The following is a 14,295-nucleotide window of genomic DNA, read 5'->3' as shown; positions in this document are numbered from 1 at the left end:
ACAGGCGTGCCGGTAATTCAAAGCGGTCAGGTACGAGGAGCGTAGCGGGCGATGCAGGCGGGGCGAGCACGGCAGCGGCGGTCGAGGGACCCCGAGGGCCGCATGCCGCTGATGGACCACCTGCGCGAGCTGCGCAACCGCCTGGTCAAGGCGCTGCTGTTCCTCGCGGCGGGCGTCGTGGTGGGCTACCTCGTCGAAGAGCCCGTGTGGGCCTGGCTCAGCGAGCCCTACTGCTCCCTGCCGGCGGACGTGCGCGGCGGCGGCGAGGACTGCGACCTCATTTTCACCGGCGTCTTCGATCCCTTCTTCGTCGCCTTCCGCGTGTGGCTGCTGGTGGGCCTGGGGGTCTCCAGTCCGTTCTGGCTCTACCAGCTGTGGGCCTTCGTCGCCCCGGCGCTCAACGGCCGGGAGAAGCGCTACACCTACGCCTTCGTCCCGCTGGCCGCGATGCTGTTCGTCGGCGGCGCGACGCTGGCCTACTACATCACCGGCCTTGCGATGACGGTGCTGTTCGGCTTCGCGTTCGACGGTGCGACGGCCATGATCACGATCACGAACTACCTCGGCTACATGATGCTGATGATGTTCGTGTTCGGGCTGGGCTTCGTGACCCCGCTGCTGGTGGCGCTGCTCAACCTGATGGGCGTCCTCAGCCACGAGGCGCTGGCGGGCTCGCGCCGCATCATCCTCTTCGGCATCTTCGTGCTGGCGGCGGTGGCCACCCCCGCCGAACCGCTGTCGATGCTGGCGCTGGCGCTTCCGCTCATCGTGCTCTTCGAGGCCGCCGAGCTGTTCTGCTTCGTCAACGACCGGCGCCGCCGCGGGAAGGACGACACGGCCGGGCTCGACGACGACGAGATCTCCCCGCTCGATGAGGCGGAGTCCGTGTCCGACCCCGAACCGAAGCGCTAGTCTCGGACACGCCGACCCCCCGACCAGCGGGGCGATCCGACGTTCGCCGAGGAGCAGCCAGATGGACAACGCCGCCGGTACCCCACGGGACCTGCCGCCCGAGGCCCAGGGCAACTCCAAGTGGCACGACACCACCGACGCGGTGTGGAAGCGCTCCTCGCTCTCCCGCGAGGACTCCTCGGCCGTGGTGGAGGTCGCCGAGTTCGACGACGGATACCGGGCGGTGCGCGACGGCAAGCACCCCGAGAAGGGCACTCTGTTCTTCACTCCCGCCGAGTGGGAGGCGTTCGTCCTGGGCGCCAAGGACGGCGAGTTCGACATCCCCGAGGAGTATCTGACCGCCGAGGAGGCCGCCATCCAGCGCGGCGACGTCCCGGTCACCGCGGTCGTCTCGCCCGCCTCCCGCGCGGGTGGCGGCGCCGGCGGCGAGGTGGACGCGCAGGAGGAGCGCGGCCGGGACTGACCGCCTCCAACTCGGCCGCGACGCGGCGGCGACGGCGCGCTGTGCCACGTGCGCTCCACCCGCCGCAAAGCCATAGGCTTGGTGGATATGAGTACCCACGCCGCCCGGTACGCCGCCTTCCGTCGGCGCCAAGCCGAGTCCAGCGCCGCCATCGAGGAGTTCCAGGGGCTCTACGGCTTCGAGTTCGACCGCTTCCAGATCCGCGCCTGCAAGGCGCTGGAGTCGGGCGAGGGAGTACTGGTGGCAGCCCCCACCGGCTCGGGCAAGACCATCGTGGGTGAGTACGCCGTGCACCTGGCGCTGCGCGACGGCGCCAAGTGCTTCTACACCACGCCGATCAAGGCGTTGTCCAACCAGAAGTACACCGACCTGGTACGCCGCTACGGCGCCGAGCAGGTCGGGCTGCTCACCGGGGACAACACCGTCAACGGCGAGGCGCCGATCGTGGTCATGACCACCGAGGTGCTGCGCAACATGCTGTACGCGGGCTCGCACACCCTGGCCGGGCTGGCCTATGTGGTCATGGACGAGGTCCACTACCTCGCCGACCGCTTCCGCGGCGCGGTGTGGGAGGAGGTCATCATCCACCTGCCCGAGTCGGTGCGGGTGGTGGCGCTGTCGGCCACCGTCAGCAACGCCGAGGAGTTCGGCGAGTGGCTGCAGCAGGTCCGCGGCGAGACCACGGTCATCGTCGACGAGACCCGCCCGGTGCCGCTGTGGCAGCACGTCATGGCGGGAAAGCGCATCCACGACCTGTTCGTGCCCCTCGAAGCGGAGAACGACGGGCAGGCCGAGCAGGAGCAGGGCTCGGGCCGGGGCGGGGGGCGCGGCAAGCGCTCCCGCAAGCGGGACCGCACCTCCGACACCCGTTCCGCCGAGATCGTGGTCAACGGCGAGCGTATGGCGGTCAACCCGCGGCTGATCCGGCTGGCCACCGAGGAGGACCGCCTCACCCAGCTGGCCCACCGCCGGCGCCATCCCCAGAACCGGGCGCGCTCATCGCCGCGGCCCCAGGCCAAGTACGCGCCGCCCAACCGGGTGCAGGTCGTCGACGAGCTGAACCGCGAGGGCCTGCTGCCGGCGATCGTGTTCATCTTCAGCCGCGCCGGCTGCGACGACGCCGTGCGCCAGTGCATGTACTCCGGGATGGCCCTGACCACCGAGGAGGAGGCCGCGGAGATCCGCGCCTTCGCCGAGCGCCATTGCTCCGACATCCCCGCCCGCGACTTGGCGGTCCTGGGCTACGAGGAGTGGCTGCGCGCCCTGCAGCACGGCGTCGCCGCCCACCACGCGGGCCTGCTGCCCACGTTCAAGGAGGTCGTGGAGACGCTGTTCTCCCGCGGCCTCATCCGCGCGGTCTTCGCCACCGAGACCCTGGCGCTGGGCATCAACATGCCGGCGCGCACCGTGGTCATCGAGAAGCTCGACAAGTGGAACGGCGAGACCCACGCCGCGCTGACGGCGGGGGAGTACACCCAGCTGACCGGGCGCGCCGGGCGGCGCGGCATCGACGTCGAGGGCCACGCCGTCGTCGTGTGGCAGCCCGGAACCGACCCCGAGGCCGTCGCGGGGCTGGCCAGCACCCGCACCTACCCGCTGAACTCCAGCTTCCAGCCCTCTTACAACATGGCGGTCAACCTCGTGGGCCAGGTGGGCCGCGAGCGCAGCCGCACCATGCTGGAGGCGTCCTTCGCCCAGTTCCAGGCCGACCGCGCGGTGGTGGGCCTGACCAAGCAGCTGCGCAAGCAGGAGGAGGCGCTGCAGGGCTACGCCGATGCGGCGCAGTGCCACCTGGGCGACTTCATGGAGTACGCCGGGATGCGGCGCGAGCTCAGCGACCGCGAGAACCAGGCGGCCAAGGGCCGCAGTGCCCGCCGCCGCGACGAGGCGGTGCGCAGCCTGGAGCGGCTGCGCTCCGGCGACATCATCCGGGTGCCTTCAGGGCGCCACACCGGGTTCGCGGTGGTGTTGGACCCGGGCCTGAAGGGCGATACCCCCGCGCCTCTGGTGCTGACCTCCAAGCGCCAGGTCAAGCGGGTCAACGCCGCGGACTTCCCGGTTCCGGTGGAGCCGGCCGGGCGGCTGCGCATCCCCAAGAACTTCTCCGCCCGCTCGGCGCAGTCGCGTGCCGAGTTGGCCTCCGCGCTGCGCAACAAGCTGGAGGAGACCGGTGGAGTCGACCCGGCAATGCAGCGCGGGGGCGGTGACGAGGCCGAAGACGCCGAGATCACCCGCCTGCGCCGGGAGCTGCGCCACCACCCCTGCCACGCCTGCGAGGACCGCGAGGACCACGCCCGCTGGGCCGAGCGCTACTTCCGGCTGCGCAAGGACACCGAGTCGCTGCGCGGCCGTGTCGAGGGGCGCTCCCACGTCATCGCCCGCACCTTCGACCGCGTCTGCAGCGTGCTGGAGACCCTCGACTACCTCGACGGCGACACCGTCACCGAGGAGGGCACCCGCCTGGCGAAGGTCTACTCCGAGGTGGACCTGCTGGTCTCGGAGTGCCTGCGCCGCGGCCTGTGGGAGGACCTGGACCCCCAGGACCTGGCCACGTGCGCGTCCTCGCTGGTTTACGAGTCGCGGCGCAACGACGACCCCTTCCCGCGGGTGCCCGACGGGCCTCCGGCGGAGGTGCTGGAGGAGATGGAGCGGCTGTGGGGTGAGCTGCACGAGGTCGAGCGCGACAACGGCGTGGCGTTTCTGCGCCGGCCCGACCTGGGGTTCGTGTGGACCACCCACCGCTGGGCGCGCGGCGACCGGTTGGACCGCATCCTCGGCGAGGCCGACATGCCCGCCGGCGACTTCGTACGCACCACCAAGCAGCTGGTCGACATGCTGGGCCAGATCGCCCAGGCGGCGCCCGAGGACAGCGGCGTCCGCCGCAACGCCCGCCGCGCCGTGGACCTCGTCCGCCGCGGCGTGGTCGCCTACTCGTCGGTGGGCTGATCCGGGAGGGCTGTCCGGCGCTCACCGGGGGCCGGCCTCCGGGGGCGCCGTCACCGATCTCCACGGCCGGTATGGCCGGGAACCCTCGGGAACAACCGGGGGCGGGCCGCCCTCAAGGTTGCGGCAAGGGGCGGGCGCGCGGCGAGCGAGCCGGCGTGCCGCCGGCCGCACGGCGCACTCTCCTGCGGGAGCCGCCACGTCCCGGCGCCGGCCTTTGTGGGGCCGCGCACACCGGTGCGCCGCGCGGGGTGCGTTGGCGGGATTGCCCGCCTTCTGTGCGGATACTGCTATAGCCGAAGACGTTCACGGCCACCGGGTGAGTGCCGTGATGAGGAATGCGGGGGGTCCACCATGGCAGCGCGTACTCTGCTGGTCACCAACGACTTCCCGGGGCGCGGGGGCGGCACCGAGACGTTCGGCAGCCGACTGGCCCGGCGGCTCGCCGGGAGCCAGGGGACCGGCGTCGTCGTCTACACCGTCTCCGCGGGGACCGGAGGATACGACGACCACCAGGAGTATCCGATCGAGCGGGACCGGGGTCCGCGCCTGCTGCCCACCCGGCGCACGGCGCGCCGCGTGACCGAGCTGATGCGCGGATACGCCTGCGACCGGGTCCTGCTGGCCGAGGCCGGCCTGGGCCTGATGGCGGCGCGGGTGCGCGCCGGGGCCGACGGCGAGGTTGTGGTCGCCACACGCGGCATCGGCGCCTACGGAGCGGCCGCGCGTCCGATGCTGCGCGGTATCGCCGCCGGTGCCGACGTACTGGCCTGCCCGAGCGAGGACGCGCGGCTGCAAGCGGTGCGGACCCTGCCGCCCGAAACGCGGGTGCGGCTGGTGCGGCTGGCCGAAGGAGTGGATACCGACGCCTTCCGCCCCGGCCTGGACAGCGCGCCGGCTCTGAGCCGTCACGGACTGAGCGGGGACGGTCCGGTGATCCTGTGCGCCGCCCGCCTGGTGCGCCACTGCGGCGCCGACAGCCTGGTGCGTGCCATGACCTGGCTGCGGGTGCGCTTTCCGGGGGTGCGGCTGCTGATAGCGGGGGAGGGGCCGGACCTGCGGCGGCTGCGAGGGCTGGCGGAGTGGGCCGGCGTCGCCGACAGCGTGGTCTTCACCGGCCCCTTCACCGACGCCGAGCTGCCGGAGCTCTGCGCCGCCGCGGACGTCTTCGCCCTGCCCTGCCGCGCCGATTCGGACCACCGCAACGGGGAGTCGGCCACGCGGCTGCTGGAGGCCGCCTCGTGCGGGCTGCCGGTCGTCGCCGGGAGCTCCGGCACGGCGCTGGACCGCGTCCGCCATGCCGACACCGGATACGTGGTCGACGGCGAGGACGCCCGCGGCGTGGCGCGGCGGCTGTCGCTGCTGCTGGCCGACCCCGACACCGCCCGCGCGATGGGCGAGCGCGGCCGCGAATGGGTGCTGGCCGAGTGGACCTGGCAGGCGATGCTGGCCCGGCTCGATCCGGTGCCGATCCCGGACTGACCCTTCTCGGCGGCCGTGGCCGCCTCCAGCTCCCGCCTCGGGTCCGGCCGCGGCGGGCGGTGCGCCGGGCCCGCCCGCCGCGGCCGCGCGGGACCCCGCCCCCGGGGTGCGGTCGTGCCGATCGGGAAGCAGGCGTATATATTTGGACGTCCTAGTAGTAAGTCGGACGTCCAAGTAGTTTGCCGGGCGGTGATCCCGCCCCTCAACTTCCGGGAGTCGAGCAATGGCCCACGAGCGCATCCTGCCCACGCCCGAGGCCGAGGACCTGCTGGATCTGGTTCGCGGTATCGCCGACAAGGAGCTGGCCCCCCGCGCAGCGCGCGACGAGGAGCAGGGCGCCTTTCCGCGCGACGTCTTCCGGCTGCTGGGCCGCTCCGGGCTGCTGGGTCTGCCCTACCCTGCCGACTACGGCGGCGGCGAGCAGCCCTACGAGGTCTACCTGCAGGTGGTGGAGGACCTGGCCGCCCGGTGGCTGGCCGTGGGACTGGGCCTGAGCGTGCACACCCTGTCCTGCTTCCCCGTCGCCGCCTACGGCACCGAGCAGCAGCGCGCGGCGCTGCTGCCGGACATGCTGGGCGGCGAGCAGCTGGGCGCCTACTGCCTGTCCGAGGCCCAGTCCGGATCCGACGCCGCGGCCATGAACACCCGCGCCCGCCCCGCGGACGCGGGCTACGCCGTCGAGGGCGCCAAAGCCTGGATCACCCACGGCGGCGTCGCCGACTACTACACCCTCTTCGCCCGTACCGGCGAGCCCGGTTCCGGCGGCCGCGGGATCAGCTGCTTGCACGTGCCCGCCGACACGCCCGGCGTTCAGGCCGACGCTCCCGAACGCAAGATGGGCATGGCCGCCTCGCCCACCGCGGCGGTGCGCTTCGAGCAGGCCCGGGTACCCGCCGACCAGCGCATCGGCGAGGAGGGGCAGGGCTTCGCCATCGCGCTGGCGGCACTGGACTCCGGCCGGCTGGGCATCGCCGCCTGCGCCGTGGGCGTGGCCCAGGCCGCGCTGGACGAAGCGGTGGCGTACTCGCGCACCCGCCGCCAGTTCGGCAGCGCCATCGGCGACTTCCAGGGGATCTCCTTCATGCTCGCCGACATGGCCACCGGTGTGGAAGCTGCGCGCCAGCTGTACCTGGCGGCCGCCCGCCGCCGCGATGCCGGGCTCGCGTTCGGCACTCAGGCGGCCATGGCCAAGCTGCTGGCGACCGACACCGCCATGCGTGTGACCACCGACGCCGTCCAGGTGCTGGGCGGTTCGGGCTACACCCGCGACCTGCCCGCCGAGCGGCTCATGCGCGAGGCCAAGGTACTGCAGATCGTCGAGGGTACCAACCAGGTGCAGAGAATGGTCATCGGCCGCGACCTGGCCCGCTCCGCCGACGCGGGCGTGCTCGGCGACTGACGGTCGACTGACGGGCGAGCGCACCGGTGGCCGCGGCCGGGATCCCCCGCGGACGCGGAAGAGCAGCAGTCAAGAATAGGTAACAGGGCTGCTGCAGGGCCTGTGCATGTCGCGACATCGGCTGGTACAAGAGTGCGAGTGCTGTAGTGGCGCGGGACACGAACCCGCGTGACGCAGCCGACCCACCGCGGCCGGAGTCGGTCGCGGTGTGTCCGAACGGCGCACTGCATCGGAGGCGGATATGGCGCGGGTCCACCTGTCCGGGATCGGCAAGACCTACCCTGACGGGACGAGCGCGGTGACGGGGCTCGACCTCGACATCGCCGAGGGCGAGTTCCTGGTTCTCGTCGGCCCCTCGGGGTGCGGCAAGACGACGGCGCTGCGCATGGTCGCCGGGCTGGAGGAGATCAGCTCGGGCACGCTGACCATCGGCGACCGCGTCGTCAACCGCACCCCCGCACGCGACCGCGACGTCGCCATGGTCTTCCAGAGCTACGCGCTCTACCCCCACCTTTCGGTGCGCGACAACATCGCCTTCGGGCTGCAGCTGCGCAAGCTTCCCAAGCGCGAGATCAAGCAGCGGGTGGAGGACGCGGCCGAGACCCTGGGTCTGACCGAGCACCTGGACCGCCGCCCCCGCAACCTCTCCGGCGGCCAGCGCCAGCGCGTGGCGATGGGCCGCGCGATCGTGCGCCAGCCCCAGGCCTTCCTGATGGACGAGCCGCTGAGCAACCTCGACGCCAAACTTCGCGTGCAGATGCGCGCCGAGATCTCCCGGCTCCAGCGCGACCTGGCCGTGACGACCGTCTACGTCACCCACGACCAAGTCGAGGCCATGACGCTGGGCGACCGCGTGGCCGTGCTGAAGAAGGGCGTGCTGCAGCAGGTCGCCCCGCCCCAGGAGCTTTACGACCACCCGGCCAACCTGTTCGTCGCCGGGTTCATCGGGTCACCGGCGATGAACCTGCTCCAGGGCCGCCTGGAGGCCGACGGCTCCGCCGCCCGCGTCGAACTGGGCGGGCAGTCGCTGGCGGTGCCCGCGGCGCTGATGGCCGAGCGCCCCCGGCTGCGCGAGTACCTGGGCCGCGAGGTCGCCCTGGGAATCCGGCCCGAGGACATGGAAGACGCCGAGCTCGGCACCGGAGACCAGGACACGCTGCTGACCTCCACCACCGACCTCGTCGAGGCGCTGGGCCCCGAGCTGCTCGTGCACTTCCAACTGCCGGCGCCGCCGGTGGTCACCGAGGACACCAAGGAGCTGGCACGCGACGCCGGCGCCGAGGGGATCGACGCCGCGGCGCCCTACAGCGACGTCATCGCCCGGTTCAGCCCCCGCTCCCGGACCGGCACCGGGCAACCGCTGCGGGTCCGGGTGGACACCGGGCACCTGTATTTCTTCGACCCCGCCACGGGAGACGGCATCTGGGGCGAGCCGGCTTCCGCCACTCAGCAGAAGGAGGGAACACATGCGTGAGCACGTGTGGACAGGCCGCGGCGCACTCGCGGTAGCCGCGGCCGGGGCGCTGGTCGCGGCCACCGCCTGCAGCCCGGGATCGGCACCGTCCGGCGGATCAGGCGACCTGGCCGGCGTGGAGCTGCTGGTGGCGGCCAAGTGGACCGGTGTCGAGGAGGACAACTTCACCGAGGTACTGGCCGGCTTCGAGGAGGAGACCGGCGCCACCGTCACCTACGAGTCCACCGGCGAGGACACCGGCGCCTACCTCGGCCCCAAGATCGAGGCGGGCGAACCCCCGGACGTGGCCGTGCTGCCCCAGCCCGGTCTGCTCGAGGAGTACGCCTCGCAGGACGCGCTGGTGCCGCTCTCCGGCGACGCGGCCGCGGGGCTGAAGGAGAACTACACCGACTACTGGCAGGACCTGGGCTCGGTCGGGGGCGACTCCTACGGCGTGCTGCTCAAGGCCGCGCACAAGTCCATCATCTGGTACCGCCCCGACGCCTTCGACCAGGCGGGCGTGAACCCGCCCGACACCTGGGACGACCTGACCGGCACCACCGCGAGCACGCTCTCCGACGCGGGCGTCACCCCCTTCGCCATGTGCGGCGCGTCCGGGTGGACTCTGACCGACTGGTTCGAGAACGTCTACCTCTCCCACGCCGGGCCGCAGAAGTACGACCAGCTGGTCAACCACGAGATCCCCTGGACCGACGACAGCGTCGTGCAGACCTTGGAGACCCTCGCCGAAGTGTGGGGCGAGGGCGACTGGATGGCCGGCGGCACCCAGGGCGCGGTGCAGACCGACTTCCCCACCTGCGTTTCGCAGGTCTACGGCCAGGAACAGGCCGCCATGGTCTATGAGGCCGACTTCGTCGCCGCCAGCGCCCAGGAGGCCGGCGCCACGGTCGGCGAGACGGCCCAGGCGTTCCCCTTCCCGGCCGTGGGCGAAAAGGCCCCGGTGGTGGTCGGCGGCGACATCGCCGTGGCCATGAGCGAGGCCGAGGGCGTCCAGCAGCTGATGGCCTACCTCACATCGCCTGAGGCCCAGACCACCTGGGCGGGGTTGGGCGGCTATCTCTCGGCCAACTCCCAGGTCGAGGCCGACGCCTATCCCGACGAATTCACCCAGGAGCTGGCCCAGACCATCCTGGAAGCCGGCGACGATGTCCGCTACGACCTCTCCGACCAGGTACCCAGCCAGTTCGGCGCGACCGAGGGCAAGGGCATGTGGACCGTGCTCCAGGACTTCCTGCGCGACCCCTCCGACCCCGATGCCGCGGCCGAGAAGCTGGAGCAGGCCGCAGCGAAGGCGGAGTAGCGCTGAGATGACGACCGCGACGGCAACTACGGCGGCGCCGCGGCGCCGCGCGGGCGGGGAAGGCGGGCGGATGCGATGACCGCCGCCGACACCGGCACGCCCGCCCCCGAGGCCGAGCAGCCGGACGGCCCCGCCACCGGGCGGGGCCGTCTGGGCCCGCCTCCGTGGCTGGCGCTGTTCTTCCTGCTGCCCGCCCTGCTGTTCCTTGGAATCTACGTCGTCTACCCGATCCTGTTCTCGGTCTACCGCAGCCTGTGGGACGCGGCGGGCACCGAGTTCGTCGGGCTGGACAACTACGTCCGGATGTTCACCCGGGCCGACACCTTCACCGCGCTGCGCAACAACGTCATCTGGATCGCGGTGGCGCCCGCCGTGGTGACCGTGGCCGGCCTGATATTCGCGGTGCTGACCGAGCGCATCCGGTGGGCCACGGCCTTCAAGATCGTCGTATTCATGCCGATGGCGATCTCCTTCCTCGCCTCCGGCGTGATCTTCCGGCTCGTCTACGAGCAGGACCCCGACCGCGGCCTGGCCAACGCGGCCATCACCACGGTCCAGGACACGATCGCGCCCACCGGCGCCTACCCCGGCGCCAACCCCCGCGAGGGCGCCGCCCTGGAGGAGACCGCGGGCGGCGGCTACCGGCTCGCCGAGCCCGCCGCCCCCGGGGACGCGGTGACGATCCCGCTGGTCGGGGTCTCCGACGAGGACCTGCCCGCAGACACCGAGCAGGCGGTCGAGCCCCGCTCGGCCCCGGGCGAGGTCGCCGGGACGGTGTGGGTGGACTTCACCCGCGGAGGCGGCGGCCAGGAAGAGGCCATCGACCCCAGCGAGACCGGGCTTCCCGCTCTGCGCGTCGAGGCGGTACGCGACGGGCAGGTGGTGGCCACCGCCACCACCGGGGCCGACGGCACCTTCGCGCTGACCGGCCTGGAGGGCGGCGAGTACACTCTGCGGCTGCCCGCGTCGAACTTCTCCGAGCCCTACAACGGGCTGACGTGGCTGGGGCCCACCCTGATCACGCCCTCCATCATCGCCGCCTACCTGTGGGTGTGGGCCGGGTTCGCCATGGTGCTGATCGCCGCCGGGCTCTCGGCCATCCCGCGCGAGGCGCTGGAAGCCGCCCGGGTCGACGGCGGGACCGAGTGGCAGGTGTTCCGACGGGTCACCGTCCCCCTGCTGTCCCCGGTGCTCATGGTCGTCTTCGTGACCCTGATGATCTACGTGCTGAAGATCTTCGACCTGGTCTTCGTGATCGCACCGGGATCGGTGCGCGCCGACGCCAACGTCCTTGCCCTGGAGATGTGGCAGGTCTCCTTCGGCGTCAACGACCAGGGGCTGGGCAGCGCACTCGCGGTGTTCCTGCTGCTCCTGGTCGTGCCCGCGATGATCTTCCAGATCCGACGGTTCCGCCGGGAGGAGCGATGAGCGCACAGGTCGAACCGGCCGAATCGGCCGAGCACACCCGGTCGGCAGCGGCGGGCAACGAGGGGGCTCCGCACCGCTCGCTCGCCGCGCGTCTGGTGGCGCGTGTCGGGTCGGGAGCGGTGCAGGTGCTGCTGATCCTCATCGCGCTGTTCTGGATGGTGCCGACGCTGGGGCTGCTGTTCTCCAGCCTGCGGTCGCCGCAGGACAACGCCTCGTCGGGGTGGTGGACCGTGTTCACCGAGCCCGCCCAGCTGACCCTGCGCAACTACGCCGTCCTGCTGGACAACCCCGACTTCGTCTCCTCCTTCGGCAACACGGTGCTGATCACGGTGCCCTCCACGGCGATCATCGTGGTCGTGGCCTCGCTGGCCGCCTACGCCTTCGCCTGGCTGGAGTTCCCCGGCCGCGACTGGCTGTTCCTGGGCGTGGTGGGGCTGCTGGTGGTGCCGATCCAGGTGGCGCTGGTGCCCATCTCCAGCCTGTACGGGGGCACGCCGCTGTACGGGTCGATCCCGGCGGTGGTGCTCTTCCACGTCGGGTTCGGGCTGCCCTTCGGCATCTTCCTGCTGCGCAACTTCTTCGCCGCCATTCCCCGGGACCTGCTGGAGGCGGCGCGCATGGACGGCGGCAGGGAGCTGACCATCTTCCGCAGGGTGATCCTGCCGCTGGGCGGGCCGGCGATCGCCTCGCTGGGCATCTTCCAGTTCCTGTGGGTGTGGAACGACCTGCTGGTCGCCCTGGTCTTCGCCGCAGAAGCCAGCCAGCCCATGACCGTGGCGCTGCAGTCGGAGATGCGCCAGTTCGGGGCCAACATCGACGTGATCTCCGCGGGCGCGTTCCTGTCGATGGTGGTGCCGCTGCTGGTGTTCTTCGCCTTCCAGCGCTACTTCGTGCAGGGAGTGATGGCCGGTGCGGTGAAATAGCCGCCCGACCACAGGGCGCGGCGGCCTGCGGCGCCGACCCGAAGCCGGTCCCGAAACCGAGGAAAAGGCCGACGGGCCCCGGGCGCATCGCCTCGGGGCCCGCCGACTGCCGCGGACCGGTCCTGGCCACCGCGGGCGAGCGCGGCGGCCGGCGAGAGGGGAGGGTCCGCCGCAGCAGGGAAGACGCCGCGGTCAGCCGCTGTGGCCGATGGCCAGGCCGGAGTCCTTGTCGAAGTAGTGGAGCTGGCTGATGTCCACGGCCAGCGAGATCGTGCCGCCGGGGCGCACCGCGCTGCGCGGGCTGACGCGTGCGGTGAACAGCGACTTGTCCTCGCCGCCCAGAGTCAGACCGGAGTCCTCGCCTTCGTCGTCGCCGGTCGCGTCGGCGGCCAGGGCGGCGGCCTCCTCGTGGCGCACCGGAGGGGCGTTGACCGAGAAGATCACGTTGATCTCGGTGCCCAGTTCCTCGGTGACGTCGGCGATCGCGTCCATGGTGACGCCGGAGCCGTTGCCCGAGATGGCGGCGTCCTCATAGTCGGAGGGGCGGATGCCCAGGATGATCTCCTTGCCCATGTAGTCGCGCAGGCCCGGCCGGGCGTCGACCATCGATTGGGGCACCGCCAGGCTGTGCTCGGCGAACTTCAGCACCGCGCCCGAGCCGTCCTTCTGCAGTTCGGCGTTGACGAAGTTCATGGCGGGGGAGCCGATGAAGCCGGCGACGAACAGGTTGGCCGGGTGGTCGAACAGGTTCTTGGGGGTGTCGACCTGCTGCAGGCGGCCGTCGCGCAGCACCGCGACGCGGTCGCCCAGCGTCATGGCCTCGGTCTGGTCGTGGGTGACGTAGACCGTGGTCACGCTCAGGCGCTCGTGCAGCTGGTTCAGCGAGGCGCGCATCTGCACGCGCAGCTTGGCGTCCAGGTTGGACAGCGGCTCGTCCATCAGGAAGGCCTGCGGCTCCCGGACGATGGCCCGGCCCATGGCCACACGCTGGCGCTGGCCGCCGGAGAGGGCGGCGGGGCGGCGCTTGAGGTAGGACTCCAGGCCGAGCATCGAGGCGGCGTCCTGCACGCGCTTCTGGATCTCCTGCTTGGGGATCTTGCGCAGCTTGAGGCCGAAGGCGAGGTTCTGCTCGACGGTCATGTGCGGGTACAGCGCGTAGTTCTGGAAGACCATCGCGATGTCGCGGTCCTTGGGCGGGCGGTCGTTGACCACGTCGTCGCCGATGTAGAGGTCGCCGCCGGTGATCTCCTCCAGGCCGGCGATCATCCGCAGGGCGGTGGACTTGCCGCAGCCCGAGGGGCCCACGAGCACCATGAACTCGCTGTCGTTGATTTCCAGGTTCAGGTTGTCGACGGCCTTGACCCCGCCGGAGTACACCTTGTCGACGCCGTCCAGGACGATCTTCGCCATGGGGTAACAGCTCCCGTGTCCGTGGCCCGTCCCGGCTCGCGGGAGCGGGCTTGTCCGCTGTGGTGATCGTTCTTAATCGATGTGTTGGCCAATATCGAACACCAGTGATGCCGTTCTGTCGATAGTTCGCACGATTTCGATCCGATTGCGTTCACGATGTGAGACATCGGTGGGGAACGTGGCTTGGGACACGATGCGGCGCCGATGTGCGGCCGGCGGTTCCCGCCGCCGTGCCCCGCGTCCCGAGCGCCCGCTCTGCGCCGCGCGCGCACGCTGCGGCGCGCGCAGGGCCCCGCGCGCGCCGCAGCACGCGGCGATTCGCGCATCGTCGCAGCGCACAGCGTCAAACCAGAAGGTTGGGGTGTGTCCGGCGCCGAGTGGGCAGACTGGCGTGCGGCCACCGGGTGCGTTAACCTGGCGGCGGTTATCCGGATCCGGTCGTCTCGCAGGCTCCGCGTGCGTGGGCGGGCGGGATACCTTCTCCCCGACACGTCGGCGAAGCGTTGCGGCGCACGGCCCCGAGTCTGGGTAATCTACGGACCAGTCCAGCACTGGACGGAC

10 protein-coding genes are annotated in these 14,295 nt (G+C 71.6%); 9 read left to right on the top strand and 1 reads right to left on the bottom strand.

Features of this window, described 5'->3' with window-relative positions; translation table 11 throughout:
• The first annotated feature begins 102 nt into the window (after positions 1 to 102).
• The 9 genes from tatC (at position 103) to LP52_RS10435 (ending at position 12,324) form a co-directional block, all read left to right on the top strand.
• The gene (tatC, locus tag LP52_RS10475; protein ID WP_040272824.1) at positions 103 to 912 is read left to right on the top strand and encodes a twin-arginine translocase subunit TatC; all 810 of its coding nucleotides are present in this window, start codon (positions 103 to 105) and stop codon (positions 910 to 912) included.
• Between the two features lie 61 nt (positions 913 to 973).
• Positions 974 to 1,375, top strand: a complete 402-nt coding sequence (locus LP52_RS10470) for a DUF397 domain-containing protein (protein WP_052809695.1) — start codon at positions 974 to 976, stop codon at positions 1,373 to 1,375.
• 87 nt (positions 1,376 to 1,462) lie between these two features.
• Positions 1,463 to 4,321, top strand: coding sequence for a DEAD/DEAH box helicase (locus tag LP52_RS10465; RefSeq protein WP_040272822.1), 2,859 nt, complete (start codon positions 1,463 to 1,465; stop codon positions 4,319 to 4,321).
• Positions 4,322 to 4,672: 351 nt separating this feature from the next.
• Positions 4,673 to 5,800 (top strand): glycosyltransferase family 4 protein, encoded by a 1,128-nt coding sequence (locus LP52_RS10460; protein WP_040272820.1) that lies wholly within the window; start codon positions 4,673 to 4,675, stop codon positions 5,798 to 5,800.
• 223 nt (positions 5,801 to 6,023) lie between these two features.
• Positions 6,024 to 7,199: an acyl-CoA dehydrogenase family protein gene (locus LP52_RS10455; protein WP_040272818.1), complete on the top strand. Its 1,176-nt coding sequence runs from the start codon at positions 6,024 to 6,026 to the stop codon at positions 7,197 to 7,199.
• A 241-nt stretch (positions 7,200 to 7,440) separates the two neighbouring features.
• A complete protein-coding gene (locus LP52_RS10450) occupies positions 7,441 to 8,673 on the top strand; it encodes an ABC transporter ATP-binding protein (protein ID WP_040272817.1) in 1,233 nt (410 codons plus the stop codon).
• Entirely contained in the window at positions 8,666 to 9,973 is a 1,308-nt protein-coding gene (locus LP52_RS10445; RefSeq protein WP_040272815.1) for an ABC transporter substrate-binding protein, read from the top strand. The genes LP52_RS10450 and LP52_RS10445 overlap by 8 nt, the downstream gene beginning before the upstream one ends.
• Before the next feature lie 75 nt (positions 9,974 to 10,048).
• Positions 10,049 to 11,401, top strand: a complete 1,353-nt coding sequence (locus LP52_RS10440; protein ID WP_040272813.1) for a carbohydrate ABC transporter permease — start codon at positions 10,049 to 10,051, stop codon at positions 11,399 to 11,401.
• Positions 11,398 to 12,324, top strand: a complete 927-nt coding sequence (locus LP52_RS10435; protein WP_040272812.1) for a carbohydrate ABC transporter permease — start codon at positions 11,398 to 11,400, stop codon at positions 12,322 to 12,324. The genes LP52_RS10440 and LP52_RS10435 overlap by 4 nt, the downstream gene beginning before the upstream one ends.
• Before the next feature lie 192 nt (positions 12,325 to 12,516).
• Here LP52_RS10435 and LP52_RS10430 read toward each other — a convergent pair whose 3' ends face one another.
• Positions 12,517 to 13,734 (bottom strand): ABC transporter ATP-binding protein, encoded by a 1,218-nt coding sequence (locus LP52_RS10430; RefSeq protein ID WP_040272810.1) that lies wholly within the window; start codon positions 13,732 to 13,734, stop codon positions 12,517 to 12,519.
• Positions 13,735 to 14,295: the final 561 nt, after the last annotated feature.

Origin of the sequence: Streptomonospora alba, assembly GCF_000826685.1 — a bacterium.
GTDB classification, from domain to species: Bacteria; Actinomycetota; Actinomycetes; order Streptosporangiales; family Streptosporangiaceae; genus Streptomonospora; species Streptomonospora alba.
The sequence above is the reverse complement of the archived record's forward strand: the minus strand, read 5'-3'. Positions and strand labels throughout refer to the sequence as shown.